General features: G+C 40.2%; 22 protein-coding genes. 19 read left to right on the plus strand and 3 right to left on the minus strand.

The genetic code is table 11. The annotated features are described in order from the left end of the window. The first annotated feature begins 6 nt into the window (after positions 1 to 6). The 8 genes from MHH41_RS08565 (at position 7) to MHH41_RS08600 (ending at position 7,942) form a co-directional block, all read left to right on the plus strand. A complete protein-coding gene (locus MHH41_RS08565) occupies positions 7 to 480 on the plus strand; it encodes a VOC family protein (protein ID WP_050944912.1) in 474 nt (157 codons plus the stop codon). Positions 481 to 528: 48 nt separating this feature from the next. Continuing rightward, positions 529 to 942: an Rrf2 family transcriptional regulator gene (locus MHH41_RS08570; RefSeq protein ID WP_212046740.1), complete on the plus strand. Its 414-nt coding sequence runs from the start codon at positions 529 to 531 to the stop codon at positions 940 to 942. Between the two features lie 102 nt (positions 943 to 1,044). Then, positions 1,045 to 1,896: an SDR family oxidoreductase gene (locus tag MHH41_RS08575; RefSeq protein ID WP_050944910.1), complete on the plus strand. Its 852-nt coding sequence runs from the start codon at positions 1,045 to 1,047 to the stop codon at positions 1,894 to 1,896. Between the two features lie 274 nt (positions 1,897 to 2,170). Further along, the gene (locus MHH41_RS08580) at positions 2,171 to 3,766 is read left to right on the plus strand and encodes a M48 family metalloprotease (RefSeq protein WP_340866131.1); all 1,596 of its coding nucleotides are present in this window, start codon (positions 2,171 to 2,173) and stop codon (positions 3,764 to 3,766) included. A gap of 240 nt (positions 3,767 to 4,006) precedes the next feature. Further along, positions 4,007 to 4,723: a (Fe-S)-binding protein gene (locus MHH41_RS08585; protein WP_050945462.1), complete on the plus strand. Its 717-nt coding sequence runs from the start codon at positions 4,007 to 4,009 to the stop codon at positions 4,721 to 4,723. Between the two features lie 21 nt (positions 4,724 to 4,744). Continuing rightward, a complete protein-coding gene (locus MHH41_RS08590) occupies positions 4,745 to 6,166 on the plus strand; it encodes a LutB/LldF family L-lactate oxidation iron-sulfur protein (protein ID WP_050944908.1) in 1,422 nt (473 codons plus the stop codon). Next, positions 6,166 to 6,888, plus strand: coding sequence for a LutC/YkgG family protein (locus MHH41_RS08595; protein WP_050944907.1), 723 nt, complete (start codon positions 6,166 to 6,168; stop codon positions 6,886 to 6,888). Before MHH41_RS08590 ends, MHH41_RS08595 begins: the two co-directional genes overlap by 1 nt. 145 nt (positions 6,889 to 7,033) lie before the next feature. Next, positions 7,034 to 7,942 (plus strand): DMT family transporter, encoded by a 909-nt coding sequence (locus MHH41_RS08600; protein ID WP_050944906.1) that lies wholly within the window; start codon positions 7,034 to 7,036, stop codon positions 7,940 to 7,942. A 12-nt stretch (positions 7,943 to 7,954) separates the two neighbouring features. Here the strand turns inward: MHH41_RS08600 and MHH41_RS08605 are convergent, their stop codons facing one another. Further along, positions 7,955 to 8,146, minus strand: coding sequence for a TIGR00366 family protein (locus MHH41_RS08605; protein WP_003212466.1), 192 nt, complete (start codon positions 8,144 to 8,146; stop codon positions 7,955 to 7,957). A 110-nt stretch (positions 8,147 to 8,256) separates the two neighbouring features. Here MHH41_RS08605 and MHH41_RS08610 point away from each other — a divergent pair, with 110 nt between their 5' ends. From MHH41_RS08610 to MHH41_RS08640, 7 genes are all read left to right on the plus strand, one after another. Next, positions 8,257 to 10,473 carry an RNA ligase gene (locus MHH41_RS08610; RefSeq protein ID WP_050944905.1) on the plus strand — a complete coding sequence of 739 codons (2,217 nt, stop codon included), beginning with the start codon at positions 8,257 to 8,259 and terminating at the stop codon, positions 10,471 to 10,473. Positions 10,474 to 10,537: 64 nt separating this feature from the next. After that, positions 10,538 to 11,248, plus strand: a complete 711-nt coding sequence (locus MHH41_RS08615; RefSeq protein ID WP_050944904.1) for a DUF421 domain-containing protein — start codon at positions 10,538 to 10,540, stop codon at positions 11,246 to 11,248. A gap of 256 nt (positions 11,249 to 11,504) precedes the next feature. Next, entirely contained in the window at positions 11,505 to 12,050 is a 546-nt protein-coding gene (locus tag MHH41_RS08620) for a TetR/AcrR family transcriptional regulator (protein ID WP_050945461.1), read from the plus strand. Positions 12,051 to 12,079: 29 nt separating this feature from the next. Continuing rightward, complete coding sequence (locus MHH41_RS08625) at positions 12,080 to 15,223, plus strand: bifunctional cytochrome P450/NADPH--P450 reductase (protein WP_050944903.1); 3,144 nt, start codon at positions 12,080 to 12,082, stop codon at positions 15,221 to 15,223. Between the two features lie 196 nt (positions 15,224 to 15,419). After that, positions 15,420 to 16,328: a trypsin-like serine peptidase gene (locus MHH41_RS08630; protein WP_003212025.1), complete on the plus strand. Its 909-nt coding sequence runs from the start codon at positions 15,420 to 15,422 to the stop codon at positions 16,326 to 16,328. A gap of 262 nt (positions 16,329 to 16,590) precedes the next feature. Further along, the gene (locus tag MHH41_RS08635) at positions 16,591 to 16,971 is read left to right on the plus strand and encodes a NucA/NucB deoxyribonuclease domain-containing protein (RefSeq protein WP_223251181.1); all 381 of its coding nucleotides are present in this window, start codon (positions 16,591 to 16,593) and stop codon (positions 16,969 to 16,971) included. A 148-nt stretch (positions 16,972 to 17,119) separates the two neighbouring features. Beyond that, a complete protein-coding gene (locus MHH41_RS08640) occupies positions 17,120 to 17,968 on the plus strand; it encodes an STAS domain-containing protein (RefSeq protein ID WP_050945459.1) in 849 nt (282 codons plus the stop codon). A 32-nt stretch (positions 17,969 to 18,000) separates the two neighbouring features. Here the strand turns inward: MHH41_RS08640 and MHH41_RS08645 are convergent, their stop codons facing one another. Beyond that, positions 18,001 to 18,543, minus strand: coding sequence for an IseA DL-endopeptidase inhibitor family protein (locus MHH41_RS08645; RefSeq protein WP_003211360.1), 543 nt, complete (start codon positions 18,541 to 18,543; stop codon positions 18,001 to 18,003). Between the two features lie 294 nt (positions 18,544 to 18,837). Here MHH41_RS08645 and MHH41_RS08650 point away from each other — a divergent pair, with 294 nt between their 5' ends. Further along, entirely contained in the window at positions 18,838 to 19,272 is a 435-nt protein-coding gene (locus MHH41_RS08650; RefSeq protein ID WP_003212431.1) for a hypothetical protein, read from the plus strand. Between the two features lie 46 nt (positions 19,273 to 19,318). On the opposite strand, the gene lexA is transcribed toward MHH41_RS08650, so the two are convergent. Next, entirely contained in the window at positions 19,319 to 19,939 is a 621-nt protein-coding gene (gene lexA / locus MHH41_RS08655) for a transcriptional repressor LexA (protein WP_003212311.1), read from the minus strand. 158 nt (positions 19,940 to 20,097) lie between these two features. Here lexA and yneA point away from each other — a divergent pair, with 158 nt between their 5' ends. From yneA to MHH41_RS08670, 3 genes are all read left to right on the plus strand, one after another. Then, positions 20,098 to 20,409 (plus strand): cell division suppressor protein YneA, encoded by a 312-nt coding sequence (gene yneA / locus MHH41_RS08660; protein WP_003211955.1) that lies wholly within the window; start codon positions 20,098 to 20,100, stop codon positions 20,407 to 20,409. A 17-nt stretch (positions 20,410 to 20,426) separates the two neighbouring features. After that, complete coding sequence (locus MHH41_RS08665; protein WP_050944902.1) at positions 20,427 to 21,074, plus strand: YneB family resolvase-like protein; 648 nt, start codon at positions 20,427 to 20,429, stop codon at positions 21,072 to 21,074. 69 nt (positions 21,075 to 21,143) lie between these two features. Next, positions 21,144 to 21,374 carry a DUF896 domain-containing protein gene (locus MHH41_RS08670; RefSeq protein WP_003211509.1) on the plus strand — a complete coding sequence of 77 codons (231 nt, stop codon included), beginning with the start codon at positions 21,144 to 21,146 and terminating at the stop codon, positions 21,372 to 21,374. The last annotated feature ends 172 nt before the right edge of the window (positions 21,375 to 21,546 follow it).

Here is a 21,546-nt window from a genome sequence, read left to right on the forward strand (position 1 = left end):
ATTTTGATGATGATAAAAGGTTTGTATGAAGCCCATTTACCTGTGAGTGACTTAAAGAAATCTATTGCGTTTTATGAAAAATTGGAATTGACACTTGCTCACGCAAATGAACGAGTTGCTTTTTTATGGATTGAGAAAGGGAAGAGCTGGCTTGGCTTGTGGAAAGTAGATATCAATGACTTCCCATATCATCCCTCGACACGGCACGTTGCTTTTCAAATTACAACCTCTAGTATCGAACAAATCAAGGCTTGGCTGGTTGAAAAAGGCATCAGCATTCACCCAATGTTTGGCTTTTCAGAAGAGAAGCAGCCTTTAGTTCTCGATAATCCGCCGCAATTTCATGCAGCGATCTATTTTCTTGACCCAGATGGAAATCTGCTTGAATGCATTGCCCCGCTTGAGCTTGATACAGAAGAAGACCACGATATCATGACATATGAGGACTGGGATCGAAAGAAAAATCCGTTTATTGATTGACAAAATCACTCGTTGTAACTATATTGATTACAACGGTGGTGAAAGATTGTGAAACAAATTAGCAACAGGTATCCGATTGCTGTTCATATTTTGTCATTTATTGCAGGTGTTCAAAAAGAGTGTACAGGGAATTTTATTGCAGAAAGTGTGAATTCAAATCCAGCCATTGTTCGAAAAATGATGGCAATGCTCAAACGGGCAGGTCTCATTGAGATACGCCGCGGAGTAGGTGGTGCTTACTTAAAAAGGCCGGCAGAGGAAATCACGCTGTTAGATGTGTACCGTGCTGTCGATGTAAGCGAGGATGAAGAATTGTTTAACTTCCATCAGCCAGTCATCGCATGTCCGATTGGTCAAGCGATGGATACAAGACTGCGGCATGAACTAAAAGAAGCACAAGCTGCACTTGAGAATCACCTAAAGCAAGTGACAATTCAGCAATTATTGACAGAGGCGGAATAAAAAAGCTCATACATTGGAGCTTTTTTTACACTTTTGTTGTAACCATTTTGATTATAACGTATGCACATCACCGTGAATCACAAAATGAGGAGGTCAAACATTATGAAGTTATTAGTAACAGGCGCAACAGGACAGCTTGGATCGCTCGTCGTCCAGCATTTACTTAAAAAGGTACCAGCTGAACAAATTGCGGTGAGTGTTCGAGATCCGCAAAAAGCAGCACATTTAAAGGAAGCCGGGGTGGATATACGCCGCGGAGACTTTACTCAGCCAGACACTCTTAAGGCAGCCTTTCAAGGCATTGACCGCCTTTTGATCATTTCAACTGCGGATGGTGACCGCGTGCAGCAGCATACGGCTGCCATCCAAGCGGCGAAAGCAGCCAGTGTACCCTTTATTGCTTATACAAGCGTTGTGAATGCAAGAGAGAGTCAGCTTGTCCTTGCACACGACCACGCAAAAACTGAAGAAGCCATTGTGGCCTCTGGCATTCCTCATGTGTTTCTAAGAAACAACTGGTATGTAGAAAATGAAAAAGATACGATACTAGCAGCCGTTAGCGGCGCACCATTTTTAAGTCCAATTGGTGATGGCAAGGTTGGCTGGGCAACAAGAAATGACTACGCAGAAGCGGCCGCAAATGCGTTAACACTTTCTAAACATGACAAGGAGATATATGAACTGTCAGGCCCTCTTCGGACACACACTGAACTTGCTCACATTGTCAGTGAGGTGAGCGGAAAAGAGATCAAAGTGGAGCAAATTGATGTCGACACATTTGGGGAATTTTTAGCTTCTAATGGTGTACCAAAAGAAGCTGTTCCATTTGTCAAAGCCATTCAAAGCGGAATTCGCGATGGTGCCTTAGCCGTTGAAAGCCATGATTTCGAAACCTTATTAGGACGGCCGTTAACACCTATCGACGAAAAAATTCGTGAAATGATTTCAAAATAAATTTTCTCAAACGTCCTATCAAAAGGGCGTTTTTTTCATTCAAGCTACACGAGCACTTCATTGAAATTGCAGGAAGTTGGGACTAAAATGGAATTTAGGCTTATTATTTGTTTATTCTTCCTGTTTAATTGAGTAGGTGTACCCTAGCATAGGGAAGCTAATAATAAGGTTAGATTTTCAATTAGTTCTTCTGAATAATGGACGTATATAATGGTTATTACTCTTTCTTAACATATGCAACCTTTTAAAATCTACATAAGCAGGATGTGACGAAATGTTACGAAAAGCCTCACTTTCTTATCTTATTGCAAGCATTATAACAATAATAGTCATTTTGATTGAAGTTGGTATCCGTTCAGCAGTTGTTTCTCCTTTTGTTCTACTTGATTCGAACAAAGATAACAATCCAAAAGTATTAATCTCCCATTCTCTTTATCAGGGTGATTTTTTATTAACCTATCAAGATGATGACTCCAAAGATCGTTCAGAAGCAGCCTTTCAATTGGGGGGAAAGCAAGTAAATTTCACGGAGATTTCATCTAGGAATAGAGTTAGCACGATTGAAACTAACAAATTAATGAAAGAAAAAGCAATGGTTTTTCTAAGAAGAGGTTTTGTACTTATTCATGATGATAAAATTAAGATGGAACAGGTATCGCAAAATCCTTTTTTCTCTAAATACAATCTAACGAATCTAACAGAAACTACTAAGGTCAAAACAGGTTTTAAGCATAATACCACATATATTATATTAATTACCTTAATAGGAATTCTTTTTCCAGCTATGTTATTTTTATTTTTTAATCTTCATGAATCTATGAAAAACCTATTCACATTATTTATTCCCTTTGTTCTAGCCATTTTTCTTCCCTTGGGATTAAATTATTTTTTCTTAATGGGATATGCGCTATCAATAACAGGCTCTTATGTATTAAGCATCATTCTCTCTATACTTGTACCTAGTTTCCTGTCAATTTTATTGACAGCTTATTCATTTGAGTATACTACAAAAGATACGCCTGAAGGTTTAGAAGAGAATGAAGGTGCGTCAGGAAATTCGTTTTTAATGAATGTTAGGGAGCAAGTCGTTTTGTTTGGTGCTGCCACATTATCCTTGTTATATTTCGGATCTTATTTATTACTTCCTTTGTCATTTCAAGCGAAGATCATGGATAACTTTTTTCTATTCTGTGGTTGGTACTTCGCCCTAATCATATTATTTATTATTGGTTACTCAATCATTCAAAAAATAATAAACAAATATGAAGTTTTAAATACAGAAGCATTCATGTATATTCGCAAGGATATTGAGTATAAGACAAACCAAAAGGTAAATATTTGGGTGAAAAAAGACTCTCAACAGGATGTGAATGCCTGGATATATTCTTTTAAACTTCCATTTAAAAGAAGAGTTGATGTGTATGTGACAGAAGGGTTGTTAGATAAGTTTGAAAAAGATGAAATTCGTGCCATCTTATACCATGAAATGGGGCATGCGAAGTTAAAACATGCGCATTATACCATGTTTCTAACTTTGATCGTAACATTACTTATGGGTATCAGTATGTACTATGCCAGACAGGTTATGCTTGCTAACGGATGGTGGCAATATGTTCTTATTTTCCCAATAGGAATAATCCTCATAATTTTCATTACGGAATGGCTGCCAAAGAAAATCAGCCGGTTATTTGAGATTCAGGCTGATAACTTTGCTGTTTTCCACCTTGGGAATAAAACACTGTATCTCAATACTTTGATTAAATTAAGCAGCCTTATTGAAGAAGAAGATGGAGATTATGGAAAAAAGTCTGAATGGCGTGAAAGTCATCCCTCTTTCGAAAAAAGAATTGAGAACATAAAGAAAAATTAGGCCATCTCACTCCTATCGACGAAAAAATTCGTGAAATGATTACAAAATAAATTTTCTCAAACGTCCTATCAAAAGGGCGTTTTTTTCATTCAAGCTACACGAGCCATATGTCCAAATTTAGACAAATCACCTCGTTGAAATTTCAGAAATTTGGGATTAAAATGAAAATAAGGCCTGTTATTTCGTCATCAGATGACCAAATTGATGAATCAAATTGCAGCAAAGAAGGGAAGTTCGCCGATGAAAGTCCATTTATTCGTTACTTGTTTAATTGACACCATGCAGCCAAATGTAGGAAAGGCCACAGTGGAAGTATTAGAAAGGCTCGGTGTAGAAGTGGAATTTCCAGAGGCACAAGTGTGCTGCGGGCAGCCAGCCTTTAACAGCGGCTATACAAAAGAAACCATTAAAGCAGCAAAAAACATGATCAAAGCCTTTGAATCAGCTGAATATGTCGTGACGCCGTCAGGTTCTTGTAAGGCGATGTTTTTAGAATATCCTCATCTTTTAAAAGAAGACCCAGTGTGGTCAGCAAAAGCTAAGGCACTTGCTGAGAAAACATATGAATTAACCGAGTTTATTGTTGATATATTACACGTCACAGATGTCGGAGCGAGCCTGAAAGGAAACGCAACCTATCACACATCCTGTCATATGACGAGACTGCTGCGAATTAAGGAAGCCCCTTTCACACTGTTGTCAAATGTCAAAGATTTGACGATGACACCATTGCCGCGCGCCGAAAATTGCTGCGGATTTGGAGGAACCTTTTCAGTAAAAATGACTCCTATTTCTGAGCAAATGGTCGATGAGAAAGTCCAAAGCATAGAGGAGACACAAGCTGAATACATCATTGGTGCTGACTGCGGCTGCCTGCTGAATATTGGCGGGAGGCTGAATCGTCTTGATAAGCCCATTCAAGTGATGCATATCGCAGAGGTATTAAATAGCCGCTAACTTTAAGAGGGGGAACGGCACATGAGTATGAAAATTGGAGAGAAGGCCTTTAAAGAACGAATCGGGGAAGGGTTAGAAGATAAAGTCATGAGAGGTGCTGTTTCCTCAGCACAGGAACGCCTGTATGAAAGGCGGCTAGCTGCGAGCGAAGAGCTTGGCAATTGGGAAAAGTGGCGTGAGCTTGGCGAGGAAATCCGGCAGCATACGCTGACGCATCTTGATGACTACTTATACCAGTTAAGTGAAAGTGTTAGTGCACGCGGAGGACATGTCTTTTTTGCAAAAACAAAGGAAGAGGCATCGGCGTATATTCAACATGTGGCACAGAAAAAGGCGGCCCAAAAGATCGTTAAATCAAAATCAATGGTCACAGAAGAAATTGAAATGAATCAAGCCCTTGAAGAGATCGGCTGTGAGGTGGTGGAAAGCGATCTTGGCGAGTATATTCTGCAAGTAGATGATCATGAACCTCCTTCACATATTGTGGCACCTGCTCTTCATATGACGAAAGAACAAATACGAGAAGTCTTTCACGAAAAGCTCGGATATGAGATGTCAGAGACACCTGAAGATATGACGAGTTTTGTGAGAGCCATCTTACGTGAAAAGTTCCTCGAAGCAGATATTGGTGTCACCGGCTGTAATTTTGCTGTCGCCAATACAGGTTCCATTTGCCTTGTGACAAATGAAGGGAATGCGGATCTTGTCACGGCTATCCCGAAGACACATATCGCCGTTATGGGCATGGAACGGATTGTTCCAACGATGGAGGAGCTGGATGTCCTCGTTGGTCTTTTGTGCAGAAGTGCAGTCGGTCAGAAATTAACGAGTTACATTTCTGTCGTTGGACCAAAAGGAGAAGAAGAAGTGGATGGGCCAGAAGAATTTCACTTGGTCATTGTGGACAATGGGCGGTCCAATATATTAGGTACTGCCTTTCAGCCTGTTCTCCAATGTATCAGGTGCGCAGCCTGCATCAATGTGTGCCCAGTTTACCGGCATGTGGGCGGACATTCATACGGATCGATTTATCCGGGGCCAATTGGTGCTGTTTTATCGCCGCTTCTTGGCGGCTATGATGACTACCAAGAGCTCCCCTTTGCATCCAGCCTTTGCGCGGCCTGCACAGATGCTTGTCCAGTAAAGATTCCGCTTCACGAGTTATTAATAAAACATCGTCAAGTCATCGTGGAAAAAGAGGGGAGAGCGTCTAAAGCTGAAATGATGGCGATGAAAATGTTCGGAATGGGCGCATCGACTCCCGGGATGTATCAATTAGGAACAAAAGCAGCTCCTGTATTGATGAATCGTATGGCTTCAAACGGACAGATTTCAAAAGGAATAGGTCCTTTAAAGAATTGGACAGATATTCGTGACCTGCCAGCTCCAAGTAAAGAAAGATTCAGGGATTGGTTTAAAAAGAGACAGAAGGAGGAACAGTGATGAAGGGAACCATTTCTCACCGAGAATCGTTTTTAGCTCATATCCGTAAGCAATTAGGGAAGGATTCCTCCTCGTCTGCATCTATTCAGCGTCCAGCTTGGAAGCATCAAGTTCAGTGGGAAACAAACGGACTTTTGTCTAAAGAAGAGCTAGTCGAGCAATTGAAGGTGCAATGTCAACGAATTCATACAAGAGTGGTCGAAACAACACCAGAGGAAGCGCCCTCTGTATTACGATCATTGATGACAGAGTATGGAGAGGGTTCTGTGATGACATCGGGCGATCATCGTTTTGAACAATATGGATTTTATCCGATGTTTGACACCTTGCAGCACGAAGGATTTGCAGTCACCAGTTGGAATGCTGAGGCTTCAAGGGAAGAAAATATCAGGCTGGCAGAGCAAGCGGCGTATTCGGTTGTATTCAGTGATTACACCTTAGCAGAATCAGGTACAGTCGTCCTTTCATCCCATCAGGGCCAAGGAAGAGCGCTCCATTTTTTACCGATGATGTATATCGTGTGTATCGAAAAAAGCATGGTGGTTCCGCGGATGATTCAAGCTGTTTCGGCTCTTAATCGCTCAGTAGAGGAGGGAGAGCAGGCGAAAGGTGCTATTCATTTCATATCAGGTCCGAGTAACTCTGCGGATATTGAGATGAATTTAGTAGTAGGGGTTCATGGTCCAGTTCGGGCGGTTTATCTATTGATAGATGATGAATAGGGCTTTCGAGAAGAAAGCCTTTTTTCATGCAAAAAAAAGCGTACATAAGTTTTAAAATCATCTTGCCTCTAGCGGATTGGACATAGTAAGATGACGACATACAAGATGAACTTCTCATCTACTGCTGATGTAAAGGAAGCTGCTTATGGACATGAAGTCAACTGCTCAAAAGAAATCAATTGCACTACCGCTTGTGATTTCAATTATTGCCATTTCGTTTTCTGCTATCATTGTGAAATGGTCAAATGCACCTGCTGCTATTTTAAGCATGTATCGAATGATCTTTGCCGCGATTTTTATGCTGCCGTTTATTCTGCCACGAAAAAAAGAATTTCTCTCGATTCAGCGAAGAGATTGGTTTTTCTTATGTATGTCAGGCTTCTTTTTAGGACTCCATTTTGTGTTGTGGTTTGGCTCACTGAAGCTGACGACTGTGGCAAGCTCTACTATTATCATCGCCCTTCAGCCGATGGTCTCCTTATTAGGCGGCTTTCTCTTTTTCCGTGAACGAACCACGCTGCCTGCACTCTTGACGATGTGTGCCGCAATTGTTGGTGCACTTATGATTGGGTGGGGAGACATAGGTCATAGCCAGGAAGCCATCCTAGGAGACATTTTATCCTTTTTAAGTGTGATCGCGGTTGTTTGTTATTTATTAATAGGTCAACAGGCTGTCAGAAAGATATCTCATTGGATTTATAGTTTTTGTGTGTTTGGTTTTGCCGGTCTTTTTTTAATTTTATTCAATTTGATTCAGCAAACGCCTTTTACAGGCTATCCGGGTAAAGAGTGGGGAATCTTTTTATTGCTTGCGATCATTCCCACCATGTCTCATGTCATTAATAATTGGCTTTTAACCTATGTCAATGCCACAACCATTTCAATGAGTATCCTTGGCGAACCTGTTGGAGCCACGATTCTTGCTGTATGGCTGCTTGGAGAGAAAGTCACGCTGCTCCAAATGTGTGGCGGTTTTCTTGTCCTTTTAGGCGTCTTTTTCTTTTTGATGCAGCAGCGGCAAGGGATTGTGATGAAACAAAAAAAATCCGGTTAAATTCCGGATTTTTTACTCTTTTAAATCGTTTTTTTCAATCACTTTGTTCAATCTTTCCTCAACCTTCTTCAATTCCATTCGTTTTCTTCTGATCATTCGAAAAGCGATGACAATGATCGTCACGATAGCAGCAATGAATAGAAGAGAGAACACTTGAAATAGAAGATCACCAATATTAAATGCGATATTCTCCCCATTAGACATACGTAAAACCTCCCTTTCTATCTATATATTACCATAATCGATAAAAGATTGAGATTTATCCATCATTTATCTATAATAGGTAAAATATCACTTATTAAAGGAGAACCAATATGAGAACTTTAGTCCTTTTACGAGGTCTCCCAGGCGTAGGGAAATCAACTTGGATCAAAGCCCAAGGCTTAGAGCCTTACACATTATCAGCGGATCAGATTCGTCTTTTGACCCAGCCTCCGCAGTTATCTGTCAATGGGAAACCAGAAATTTCAAGCAAGCATGACCACAAAGTCTGGTCTTTATTATTTGAATTGCTTACAGCACGTATGGAACGCGGAGACTTTACTGTGATTGATGCCACGCATATTTCAAGCAAATCGATATCTCAATATAAATCGCTGGCCACATCGTATCGTTACAGGGTGTATGTCGTCGATTTCACGCAGGTGTCGCTTGAAACAGCTCTATTGCAAAATCGCTCACGGGAAGCACACAAAGTTGTGCGGGAGTCTGTTTTATATCAAATGAATGAGCGGTTAAAAACAGAAAAGGTCCCATCATGGGTGACTGTCTTGCAGCCTGAGGAATATCCGCAAGTGATGACCTATCAGCCTCGATCCTTCGATCAATATGAGGCCATTCATGTTTTTGGAGATATTCACGGCTGTCATACCGCTCTGACCACCTATTTGCAAGGAGATATTAAAGAAAATGAACTTTATATCTTTGCAGGTGATTTGCTTGATAGAGGTATAGAAAACAAGGAAGTATTAGAATGGATGCTCGCACATAGAGAATGCCGGAATGTCATCGTGATTGAGGGCAATCATGATCAGCATTTATACCGGTTTGCACATGGTGAAAAAGTAAGAAGTAATATGTTTAACCGGCATACTGCACCTGAGATTGAAACAGCAGACTTTGATTTAAAAGAAGTACGGAAGTTTGTCAGAACATTTCATCAGCTTACTTATTTTACGTACCATGGCAAGACATTTCTTGTTACCCACGGGGGGCTTGCTCATTTGCCAGAAGAGCTATTGCATGTCTCAACACAGCAGCTCATCCACGGTGTAGGTGAATATTCAGATGACATTGATCATTTGTTTGTTCAAAATACTGCTGGATTAGATGTCATTCAAATTCACGGGCATCGCAATTTATACAGGCTGCCTATTCAAGCAGCGGAAAGGTCTTATAATCTAGAAGGCCAGGTTGAATTCGGGGGACAGCTGAGAGTGTTGAAAATCACAGCTGAAGGGATTGAGACTCATGAAATTGACAACCCAATCTATAGAGCTTCTGAGAAAAAACCATCAGCCACTATTCAACCAGATATCTCACTAGATGACTTTTTAGCTCACTTAGATCAGCATGAGTATGTACAGGAATTAAAGCTTCCGCACCATATTTCATCTTTTAATTTTACGAAAAAAGCGTTTAGTGAACGGCAGTGGGATGATGTGAATGTGAAGGCAAGAGGTTTGTTTGTCAATATGGTGTCAAAGCAGATTGTTTCAAGAAGCTACAACAAATTTTTTAACATTGATGAGCGTCCGGAGACAAAAATGCATCATCTAGTGAACCACCTTCAATTTCCTGTCACCGTCTACGATAAAGCAAATGGATATTTAGGGACGGTTGGGTATAACGAAATGGAAGACGAATTGGTGTTTACGTCCAAATCGTATACATCTCATGTGAAACAAAATCAGCATGCTTCCTGGGTCGAGGAGTTATTCTATCAGACCTTCGGAGACGTGCAGGTCGACTACATCAAATCATACGTACGTGACCACAATGCATCTCTTGTGTTTGAAGTCATTATGCCAGAGAAAGACCCACATATTATCACATATGATCATGATCAACTCATTTTGCTTGATATAGTGAAGCGTCAGCTAAGCTATGAAAAGGCACCATTTACTGAAGTGAAAAGAGTAAGCGAACAGCTTGGAATATCCAGCAAGCAGGAAGTGGCTGTGTTCCATGATTGGACGTCTTTTTATAAATGGTATCAGGCCGTTTCTCATGACGACTCGATCAAAGAAGAGGGATATGTCATTGAGGATGATCGCGGCTTGATGACCAAGCTCAAGCTTCCTTATTATCAATTCTGGAAGCAGATGCGCGCGATCAAACAGCGCGTTGCAGAGAAGCGTTCCACGCATAAATATATGCAGGCATTGCAAACAGCGGAGCAAGCTAGATTTTATACGTGGCTTCTTGAGCAAGATGCCAATGCTGTCAGAAATAGCTCCATTATTGAGCTGCGCTCACAATTTGAGCAAAGCGATGCAGCCCAATTGAATAATGATGGAATAAATGCATAGTCTAAAAAGGAGTCTTTTCTAAGGAAAAGGCTTTTTTTGATGCAATTGAAAGGTGGACCCTTACATGCCTGACCATATTGAAGTCATTTTACGAACGATGTTTGCTTTTGCGATTTTATTTGGCGGAGCACGTCTTCTTGGAAAGCAAACCATAGCGCAAATGAATATTTTTGATTTTATAGCAGCCATTAGCTTAGGTTCAATTGCGGCGAGTCTCGCGTTTAATACAACGCTTCCGTTTCATCACACGACGATTTCCTTTGTCACGCTTGTCATGATCATTTATGTGATTTCGCTCATTGCTTTAAGGAGCCGGAAATTGAGAGGATTTATGGCCGGTAAACCAACCCTTGTCATACAAAATGGCAAAATTCTTGAAGAGAATATGAAGGGAATGAGATATACCCTTGATTATTTAAATCAGCAGCTCAGAGAAAAAGACATTTTTGATATTAGCGAAGTTGAATTTGCCATAATTGAAACAGATGGACATATGTCAGTGAAAAAATATCCTTCGTTTGAAAATGTCACTCGAAAGGATCTTCAATTGTATATGAAGGCAGAGGGCTACATGCCTATTGAAGTGATCATGGACGGAAAGCTCATTTTGAAAAACATTCAAGAAAATCAATTAACAGTGGAGTGGATAGATGAAGAGCTTAAGAAAAGGCAGCTCTCCTTAAAGGACATTGTATACGCAGTCCGTTCAAGTAATGGCAGCTTATATATTGATACATATGACGACTACATTCACTCTCCGATTGACCAAGAATGAAGGTATAGTGCGGAGGTCACCCGCATGACACATATCCGTCAATGTTTATAAGTCGTTTGGATGCTGTCTGACTAGGCATCATTTCTCAATTATTATTATTTTCAGAAAATGTGATGACGGAAAAAAATAAATGTGTTTAAGTGTATATAGAACAAATTAAAATATTAATATAATATACCGTTTGCGGAATGAACGTTCATTCCTGTGGCGAGGAGGGGATGAAGTGCAAGCAGTGACTGATAAACAAGAACAGATCATGAAGGCTTCACTAGACTTATTTATTGAACGGGGCTTTGATGGGACCACGATGCCAATGATTTCAAAAAGAGCAAACGTCGGAGCGGGAACCATTTACCGTTATTTCGACAGTAAAGAGGCACTCGTCAATATTTTGTACCAGCGCAGCCTTTCTGCATTTATCGAAAAAATGAACACAAACAGTCCAGATCCAAAGGCGAGTATTCGGGCGTACTTTAAGCATGTATTTTATTGCTTGGTTTTATTTACAAAGGAGAATCCAAGCGGGCTATATTTCTTAGAAATTGATAAACGATCCCATTACTTAGACGAGACGAGCAAAGAGAAAATGCAGCATTTGTTACATGAGCTATTCCTTATCTTTGAAGAAGGAAAAAAGGATGGGATTCATCCAAATCTTTCAGGTAGAACCATTTTATCGATTGTATTTGGTGCCTTTGTACAGCTGCATAAACAAATTCTTGCAGAAGAAATAGAGCCAACGATTGAATTTCTAGAGGACATTGAGCAAAGTTTATGGCGCGCTATCAGCGTCGCATCTTAATGAATGAATGAATGAAAAGGAGTGGGCACATGCAACAAACATCAATCATTCCAAAACCAAAAACATACGGACCTTTTAAAAATATTCCCCATATCAAAAAGGGGGAGCTTTCTCAAACCTTTTGGCGGCTGGCAGATGAATTAGGACCGATCTTTCAGTTTGAATTTTCAAAAGCAACAAGTATTTTTGTTTCTAATCATGAACTTTTCCAAGAAATATGTGATGAGAGCCGTTTTGATAAATACATTGGGACTAGTCTCAATAAAGTAAGAGCATTTGCAGGGGATGGGTTATTTACGAGCTGGACAGAAGAACCGAACTGGAGAAAGGCTCACCACATCTTGATGCCGGCGTTTAGTCAGCAGGCCATGAAGGGCTATCATGAAATGATGCTCGATATTGCCACACAGCTTGTACAAAAATGGCAAAGAACAGGCCGTGATGAAGAAATTGAAGTAGCAGAGGATATGACAAAGCTTACTTTAGATACGATCGGACTTTGTGGTTTTGATTTCAGGTTTAACAGTTTTTATAAAGAAAATCAGCATCCATTCATCGAAAGTATGGTGAATGGTTTAAGCGAAGCGATGGATCAGGCGAGCCGGTTGCCGGTTGCAGATAAGCTAATGATCAAAAGAAGAAAAAAATTTGAAGAAAATGTCGATTTTATGAAGCAATTAGTAGATGACATTATTCAAGAACGGAAAAAACAAGATAAAACGGGCGATGATTTACTGTCCCTCATGCTGCATGCAAAGGACCCTGAAACAGGAGAGCGCCTGTCAGATGAAAATATTCGCTATCAAATCATTACCTTCTTAATAGCTGGGCACGAAACAACAAGCGGGCTACTATCCTTTGCGATTTATTTCTTATTAAAGAATCCTGAAAAATTAAAGAAAGCTGTCCAAGAAGCAGATGATGTGCTGCAAGGCGGACTGCCAACATTTAAGCAGGTACAAAAACTAAATTACACACGTATGGTTTTAAATGAATCTCTTCGCCTCTGGCCAACAGCGCCTACGTTCTCTTTTTATGCGAAAGAGGACACCGTCATCGGAGGGAAATATTCGATTAAAAAGAACCAAAGTGTCTCCGTGCTGCTACCTAAGTTACATCGCGATCAAGCGGTATGGGGAGAGGATGCGGAAGCATTTAAACCAGAGCGGTTTCTACACCCTGAAAAGATCCCTCAGCATGCCTACAAGCCTTTTGGGAATGGACAGCGTGCATGTATCGGCATGCAATTCGCCCTTCATGAAGCCACAATGGTGCTGGCAATGGTCCTGCACAACCTGGAATTGATTGATCACACATCATATGAACTTGATTTAAAAGAATCTCTGACGATTAAGCCAAACGATTTTAAAATCAAAGTGCGGCCAAGAAAGCAGCAACTCTTTATGGTACCACCGAAAGAAGAGACGAAAAAAAGCACAAAAACTGATGAGTCAAAAGTGGAGAGTCATGGTACACCACTGCTTGTTTTATATGGATCAAATCTTGGCACGGCGCAGCAAATCGCAAACGAATTGGCTGAAGAAGGAAAAGCAAAAGGGTTTGATGTGACCACTGCTCCGCTTGATGACTATACACGTCAATTACCAGATAAGGGTGCAGTCTTCATCGTGACCGCTTCATATAATGGACATCCGCCTGACCATGCGAAAAAATTTGTGGATTGGGTCACGCAGGATAAAGAGCAGGATTTAACAAACGTGACGTTTGCTGTGTTTGGATGCGGAGATCGAAATTGGGCGAGTACGTACCAGCGTATTCCTCGTCTCATTGATGAAGCACTTGAAAGAAAAGGTGCGAAGCGTGCAGCTGATTTAGGAGAAGGTGATGCAGGCGGAGATATGGATGAGGATAAAGAAGCATTTCAGAAAACGGTCTTCAAGCAGCTCGCAAAAGAATTTAAGCTCACCTTCCAAGAAAAAGGTAAAGAAAACCCAAAGCTATCAGTTGCTTATACCAATGAGCTAGTAGAACGTCCTGTGGCGAAAACATATGGTGCCTTTTCAGCTGTTGTACTGAAAAATGAAGAATTACAATCTGAAAAAAGTGAGCGGCAAACAAGACATATAGAGCTGCAATTGCCTGAAGGGAAAAAGTACAAAGAAGGGGATCATATCGGAATTGTTCCGAAAAATAGTGATGCACTCGTTCAGCGGGTGATTAATCGCTTCAATCTAGATCCTAAGCAGCACATCAAGCTTTCTTCTGAGAAAAAAGCAAATCATTTACCTTTAGATCAGCCGATTCAAATGAGAGAATTACTTGCGTCGCATGTTGAGCTTCAAGAGCCTGCAACACGTACGCAGCTAAGAGAGCTCGCCGCATATACAGTTTGTCCGCCTCACCGCGTGGAGCTTGAGCAAATGGCTGGTGAAGCGTATCAAGAAGCTATTTTAAAGAAACGAGTAACCATGCTTGACTTACTAGATCAATATGAAGCATGTGAGCTGTCATTTGTGCACTTTTTAGCACTTTTACCAGGTTTGAAGCCGCGCTATTATTCTATTTCTAGCTCACCAAAGGTCGATGAAAAAAGAGTCAGTATCACAGTGGCGGTTGTGAAAGGGAAAGCGTGGAGCGGCCGCGGAGAATATGCCGGAGTCGCATCAAACTATTTATGCGGTCTGCAGGAAGGAGAAGAAGTCGCCTGCTTCCTCCACGAAGCGCAGGCAGGATTCCAGCTGCCGCCTTCATCTGAAGTTCCGATGATCATGATCGGACCGGGTACAGGAATCGCTCCATTTAGAGGGTTTGTTCAGGCAAGAGAAGTATGGCAGAAGGAAGGCAAGCCACTAGGCGAAGCTCACCTATATTTTGGCTGCCGTCACCCTCATGAAGATGATCTGTATTTTGAAGAAATGCAGCTTGCAGCGCAAAAAGGAGTTGTCCACATCCACCGGGCTTATTCTCGTCACAAAGAGCAAAAAGTATATGTCCAGCATTTGTTGAAAGAAGACGGCGGCATGTTAATCAAGTTACTTGACCAAGGTGCGTATCTTTACGTGTGCGGGGACGGAAAAGTCATGGCACCAGATGTAGAGGCTACACTGATCGACCTCTATCAACACGAGAAACAATGCTCGAAGGAAGCAGCTGAAAATTGGCTGACAACCCTTGCGAATAATAATAGATATGTAAAAGATGTATGGAGCTGACAAGAGGGAAGACCGCCAATTAGGCGGTTTTTTCTGTTTCATCAAGAGAGGTGAGATCGATAGAATGAAAGTTTGAAAGATACAAAACACCTAATTTGAAAATGAAATATTTTGTAAAAAATAAGAATATTCTCTCATTTACTCCAATATGGAACAATCGTATCATTTTTGATATAGGACATAAAGGAGGAATATGATGAAAAAGGTGAAAATGTTACTCCCTTCTCTACTCGTTTTTGGTGCTTTAAGTGTGCCTAGTTTTGCCCATGCCGCATCGGATTCAGTACTAACATCTGATTATGACATGGTGACTTCTGATGGAAAGGTGATCTCTTCAAGTGATTTCCACAATGATACGAAATCCCCCTCATCCTTTGATAAAGTGGATGATCTATCTTCAACTGTTGGTGAAAAAGTAAAACCACTATCAAAATATGTAAAAGACTTTCAAACTAAAGTCGTCATTGGAGACGATGGTAGAACAAAAGTAGCAAATACAAGAGTAGCACCATATAATTCAATTGCTTATATTACATTTGGCGGCTCCAGCTGCACGGGGACACTCATTGCCCCTAACAAAATTTTGACAAACGGACACTGCGTGTACAATACAGCATCGAGAAGTTATAGTGCAAAAGGATCGGTGTATCCAGGGATGAATGATAGCACTGCGGTAAATGGGTCAGCAAATATGACAGAGTTCTATGTACCAAGCGGATATATCAATACAGGTGCGAGCCAATATGATTTTGCCGTGATCAAAACAGATACGAACATTGGCAATACAGTCGGTTATCGTTCCATCCGTCAGGTGACAAACTTAACTGGGACAACGATTAAAATTTCTGGATATCCAGGTGATAAAATGAGATCGACTGGCAAGGTGTCGCAGTGGGAGATGTCAGGTCCTGTGACAAGAGAAGATACGAATCTCGCATACTATACGATTGATACATTTAGCGGAAATTCAGGCTCAGCGATGCTAGATCAAAATCAGCAAATCGTTGGGGTTCATAACGCAGGGTATTCAAACGGAACGATTAATGGCGGTCCAAAAGCGACAGCCGCCTTTGTTGAATTTATCAACTATGCAAAAGCGCAATAAAAGCTAGAACATAAAGCTTGTTTCCTTCATAGGGGACAAGCTTTTTTATGTGGATACAAGTGTCTATCTGTCTATGCTTGAAAGATTCATTGAGTTTTCAGCCTCTTCATTTTTTTCACATGTCATTCGTGAACAACTCATACATTAAAATGACACATTTCCTTTAAGTCAAGATTCTACTTGAGAAAAATGAGGAGGTCACGCATTTTTGAAAATGAGAAGAGGCTGGATTACTGCTGTCGCCTTATGCTTTGTGATATGGATGGGCACGCTGCTAGGTGGATTTGGGGAGGAACATGCGGCAAAAGGTGCGGATCGATATGATCATGTTATTCAATTTCCAAAGGAACGGTACCCTGAAACAGGCAGTCATATTCAAGAAGCCATTCGAAAAGGGCATTCAGATGTGTGTACGATAGACCGAAATGGAGCAGATGCCCGCAGGCAAGAATCATTAAAAGGAATTCCGACTAAGCCTGGATTCGACCGAGATGAGTGGCCGATGGCAGTTTGTCTTGAAGGAGGAAAAGGGGCGAGTGTTCAATATGTCAGTCCGTCTGATAATAGGGGAGCGGGCTCATGGGTCGGACACCAGATGAGCGGGTATCCTGATGGGAAAAGAATTTTATTTATTGTGAAATAAAACTAAAAGAGAGGCGCCTGTGAGTAGGTGCCTTTTTTGATGATGATCAGAGCGTATTGGAGCTAGCAGGGGCAAAAGATTCAGTGGTACAATGGATCCTATAAGGTACAAAGACAGACAAGAAGAAAATGTGAAGGGACATATGCTTATGGATAAGAACCGTGCATTATACGATTATTTCATGCAACATGCAGAGAAACTGACTGAAACTTGGTATGATTCAATTGAAGATGATGATCCAGAATCAATATATCGTTCAACAGATTCCAGCATCATATCAGAGCTAAAACGGCAAAATCAAGATTATTACCAGCATTTTATACGTGCTCTTATTGAAGACAAGACGTATTTACATACTGAGTTTAAAAAGTGGTCTGAAGACTTAGCCAGTGACCCAAAGCATTTAAACACACCATTAGATTATGTTGTGAGAGAATACATGTCCAATCAAAGAGTGGTCCTTCATTACTTAAAAGAATTTATTAAACAGCGTCAAGATGAAATTGATATTGACCGAATTTTTTATTGGTATGATTTAATTTCAGAGGCGTTTAATATTTCTATTCATATGTTCATCCAGCAATATGTGAAAAATACAACGAGGAAGCTCGTGGCACAAAGAGACATGATTTACGAGCTGAGCTCACCTGTCATTGTCTTAAAAAGTTATATTGCGTTATTGCCGTTAGTAGGTGATATTGATACAGCGAGAGCGAAGATTATTTTAGAAAATACGCTGAAACAGTGCTCACAAAAAGGTGTACAGCATTTATGTATTGATTTATCGGGCGTTGTCATTATTGATACAATGGTGGCTCATCAAATCTTTGATCTTGTCACATCACTTCGGTTAATTGGAGTAGAGACAACTATTTCAGGAATCAGACCAGAAATTGCCCAAACCGCTGTGCAGCTCGGGCTTCCTTTTAATGAATTTCGCACGGCATCATCACTTGCTCACGCCTTAGACCGCATGACTGAATTTACTTCAATATAAAAACCAGGCCGATTGAATGGCCTGGTTTTTATTTAGATAACAGCGTCAATTTTAGTGACTTTCCAATCTTTTTGTCCTTTTTCGAACGTAACCGTTCTTTGTACTTTGCGTCCATCAAGTGTTGGGACAGTGAATTCATATGTGCGGACTGTTTGTTTTTTAGAGACAAGTTTAGGTGTCGCTTTATCCCAATTAAGCATATTGTCTCCGTCGCCGACTGGAACAGCCATTTTGCCTTTATGAACAATGAACTGGTAGTCTTTTAAACCTTGATTGATGGCTTCTTTTGTGAAAACTTGAGATAGGTAGCTGTTTAGTTTTTTCTTTGTATCAAATGTTTTAGAAAGATAGTTGTAAGTCATGTCTTTATAGCTAAATGATTTTAATTTGTAATCAGAATGTTCATTAATTTTGTAGCCTGACATCGCACTCCAAAAGTGTTCCCGTGCATCAAGGGCAATATGTAACGCTTCTTTATTTGTCAAAGTGGCTGGTTTTTTAGAAGCGGCCAATGTTGTAGATTGTAATGAGATCATAAGCATAATAGCAGTTAATAAAACGAATAATTTTTTCAAGGCGATTGCCTCCTTTTCTCAATGAAAACTTCTTATGTTACAAATGTTACAATAATTACAGTGATATTACAAGCATTAAATTGAAATGTTTTTTATTTCTTTTCTTTCTATATATATAACGTTTGAGGGTGGCAAAAAGTTTTCATTTTTTTATTTTTTCTTTATATCTACTATTTAACCGTTCTAAAGAAGAACAAAACGTTTTTTGGAAAAGTTTCTGTTTGGACGTTCAACACGCTTTTTCATTTATGACATATACTATCGTGATGAATGTCTAAGAAAGTGGTGTTGAATATGTATTATCCGTATGAAGGTATGTGGAATGGGTACTCATATGATAGGCAGATGCAAGGTTGGCCGTCGCTCCCTTCTCAAGTTGGAGGATTTCCAGGGTTTCCAATCGGAGGAGGAGGCACTGGGCCCGGATCTAGTGGATCAGCCCCGCCAGCCCCACCACAGCATATCGTTTCGCAATATCAGCAAGCATTATCACAGCCTCAAAGCATGCAGTCACTTATTTCAGGGCAAACAGGTGGAGGTCAGCAATCGGTTCAATTTGCCGCGGGATGTAATAGAAGGTGGACGATTGTGTTTATGAGAAACGGTCAAGTATTTTTAATGTATGTTCTATCTTCACAGCCTTTCGGGAGAACAACTGGCTTTATTTGGCCGAACTTTACATTTGGTTCCTTCCCAAGCTCGAGTATTCTTGCCTATTCTTGTTCATAAAAAAAAAGCCGGTTCTCATCATTAACTGATGAAATACCGGCTTTTTTTAGTGAATATTTCTAAAGACGCCAATCACTTTACCTAGTATACTTACATTCTGTAAAATAATCGGTTCCATAGATGGATTTTCTGGCTGTAATCTAAAGTGTGTATCTTCTTTATAGAAACGTTTCACTGTCGCTTCATCTTCCTCTGTCATGGCGACGACAATATCTCCATTGTTAGCAGTGCTTTGCTGACGCACAATGACATAGTCCTTGTCCAAAATTCCTGCGTCAATCATACTTTCTCCCATAATTTCAAGCATAAATACTTGTTCATCTGGTGCTGCAAAAGTCTCTGGAAGAGGGAAGTACTCTTCTACATTCTCAACAGCCGTAATAGGCAGGCCTGCTGTTACTTTTCCGATGACTGGTACGTTCATTACAGCACTCTTTGGAATATTCATTTCCTCTTCATCTAGTACTTCGATCGCTCTAGGTTTTGTCGGGTCTCTTCTAATTAAGCCCTTCGTTTCTAGTCTAGCTAAATGTCCATGAACCGTTGAACTGGATGCTAGACCGACAGCTTCTCCAATTTCACGAACGGATGGGGGATAGCCCTTGCTTTTTACTTCTTCTTTGATGAATGTCAGGATATCGAGTTGTCTTTTTGATAGCTTCGTCATCTTTTGCACCTCAAAACGTCAATTTTAAAGAAATTATAGCATGTTTTTCCTAACAGTACAAACATAGGTTCGAAAAAAACGTTTGACAGAAACGTTTGTTCGTATTTATAATAAGTGTCAGAAGAACGAACACACATTCTATTAGGAGAGATGACATTATGAGGTTAAAAGAATCTATTATTTTTATTGGGGTATTCTCATTCATCGTTGGCATATTTCTCTCACTTATTGCAGTCACAAGCCATAATGATCCAAATCAGTATGTTAAAATAGAAGTTCAATCAGGGGATACTCTTTGGGGGTTAGCTGATCAAGTAAACGACAGCAAATCAATCGATAAAAATGCGTTTATTGACTGGGTCACTCAGCACAACGATCTTGCTTCAACAGAAATCCAGCCTGGTGACATCCTTGTCATACCAGTCAAAAAAGAGCATCCAGTCGTATATCAACTTGCAACAGTACAGTAGAAAGGTCGATTGAAGACATGAATGCAATCATCTATGCGAGAGTAAGCACTGTCAAAGAAGAGCAGGAAACCTCACTGAAGAGACAAGAAGAAGAATTGCTAGCTTTAGCTGCTATGCACAAGATGAATGTGGTTAAAGTCATTAAAGAAAAAGCAAGCGGGTATGATCTAGATCGCGATGGTGTGTTTGATATGCTAGCTACACTAAAAGAAGAGTCAATTGATGCTGTTCTTATCCAGGATGAAACACGTCTCGGAAGAGGACAAGCAAAAATTGCGCTTCTTCATTGTCTTTTTAAAGAGAATGTGAAGGTGTACAGTACGTTTCATAGAGGCGAACTTGAGCTTTCAGAAGCAGATGAAATGGTGATTGAGATCGTAGGAGTCGTTGAAGAGTATCAACGAAAAATTCATAACCTGAAAATCAAGCGGGGAATGAGAAGAGCCGTTGAACGAGGGTATCAGCCCGAACTGAATTTAAAACAGCAGGATCATGCGCCTGGTCGTGAGCGTATTGAAGTGCCGATTTCAGAAATTGTTCGATTAAGAAAAAATAACATGACCTTCGTAGAAATCGCAGCAACTCTTCAGGCACTAGGTTTCGACATTTCAAAAGCAACGGTCCATAGAAGGTATCAAGAATATGAAAAAGGTCTGACCACCTAAAGCTTGATTTGTTGTCAAAATGATTGATATTTAGTAGTATGTAGAGAAAATGCTTTAAAGGAGTTAGTCATGATTTCTAAAAATCAGCTTGCAAGAATCAATGAGCTTTCAAAAAAGTCAAAAGAGACCGGTTTGTCAGACGCTGAAAAAACAGAACAAAAGCAATTAAGAGAAGAGTATTTAAAAGCTTTTCGTTCTTCTATGAAAAATACACTTAAAACCGTGAAAATCGTTGACCCTGAAGGAAACGATGTCACACCAGAAAAATTAAAAAGAGAAAGAGATCAAAACCTTCATTAAGTTTTCGGTTTCTTGAATTTTGAAAAGATGGGAAGGATATTCTCATCTTTTTTCATATTTGCATAACTTTTTAGGTGATCGATAAACTAAATGTGACAAAATCACTCTTTTTCAGCGTGAAATAGTTGTGAAAAAAGGACAGTAGATTTATGATAATGGTGTACACAAGATA

It is taken from the genome of Bacillus sp. FSL K6-1145, from assembly GCF_038003425.1.
Lineage (GTDB): Bacteria > Bacillota > Bacilli > Bacillales > Bacillaceae > Bacillus > Bacillus pumilus.

Bases quoted from the DNA above. Each gene is read 5' to 3' on its own strand.
- MHH41_RS08565 (WP_050944912.1), top strand. From the start codon at position 7: ATGATGATAAAAGGTTTGTATGAAGCCCATTTACCTGTGAGTGACTTA.
- MHH41_RS08575 (WP_050944910.1), top strand. From the start codon at position 1,045: ATGAAGTTATTAGTAACAGGCGCAACAGGACAGCTTGGATCGCTCGTC.
- MHH41_RS08580 (WP_340866131.1), top strand. From the start codon at position 2,171: ATGTTACGAAAAGCCTCACTTTCTTATCTTATTGCAAGCATTATAACA.
- MHH41_RS08585 (WP_050945462.1), top strand. From the start codon at position 4,007: ATGAAAGTCCATTTATTCGTTACTTGTTTAATTGACACCATGCAGCCA.
- MHH41_RS08590 (WP_050944908.1), top strand. From the start codon at position 4,745: ATGAGTATGAAAATTGGAGAGAAGGCCTTTAAAGAACGAATCGGGGAA.
- MHH41_RS08595 (WP_050944907.1), top strand. From the start codon at position 6,166: ATGAAGGGAACCATTTCTCACCGAGAATCGTTTTTAGCTCATATCCGT.
- MHH41_RS08600 (WP_050944906.1), top strand. From the start codon at position 7,034: ATGGACATGAAGTCAACTGCTCAAAAGAAATCAATTGCACTACCGCTT.
- MHH41_RS08605 (WP_003212466.1), bottom strand. From the start codon at position 8,146: ATGTCTAATGGGGAGAATATCGCATTTAATATTGGTGATCTTCTATTT.
- MHH41_RS08610 (WP_050944905.1), top strand. From the start codon at position 8,257: ATGAGAACTTTAGTCCTTTTACGAGGTCTCCCAGGCGTAGGGAAATCA.
- MHH41_RS08615 (WP_050944904.1), top strand. From the start codon at position 10,538: ATGCCTGACCATATTGAAGTCATTTTACGAACGATGTTTGCTTTTGCG.
- MHH41_RS08620 (WP_050945461.1), top strand. From the start codon at position 11,505: ATGAAGGCTTCACTAGACTTATTTATTGAACGGGGCTTTGATGGGACC.
- MHH41_RS08625 (WP_050944903.1), top strand. From the start codon at position 12,080: ATGCAACAAACATCAATCATTCCAAAACCAAAAACATACGGACCTTTT.
- MHH41_RS08630 (WP_003212025.1), top strand. From the start codon at position 15,420: ATGAAAAAGGTGAAAATGTTACTCCCTTCTCTACTCGTTTTTGGTGCT.
- MHH41_RS08635 (WP_223251181.1), top strand. From the start codon at position 16,591: ATGGGCACGCTGCTAGGTGGATTTGGGGAGGAACATGCGGCAAAAGGT.
- MHH41_RS08640 (WP_050945459.1), top strand. From the start codon at position 17,120: ATGGATAAGAACCGTGCATTATACGATTATTTCATGCAACATGCAGAG.
- MHH41_RS08650 (WP_003212431.1), top strand. From the start codon at position 18,838: ATGTATTATCCGTATGAAGGTATGTGGAATGGGTACTCATATGATAGG.
- lexA (WP_003212311.1), bottom strand. From the start codon at position 19,939: ATGACGAAGCTATCAAAAAGACAACTCGATATCCTGACATTCATCAAA.
- yneA (WP_003211955.1), top strand. From the start codon at position 20,098: ATGAGGTTAAAAGAATCTATTATTTTTATTGGGGTATTCTCATTCATC.
- MHH41_RS08665 (WP_050944902.1), top strand. From the start codon at position 20,427: ATGAATGCAATCATCTATGCGAGAGTAAGCACTGTCAAAGAAGAGCAG.
- MHH41_RS08670 (WP_003211509.1), top strand. From the start codon at position 21,144: ATGATTTCTAAAAATCAGCTTGCAAGAATCAATGAGCTTTCAAAAAAG.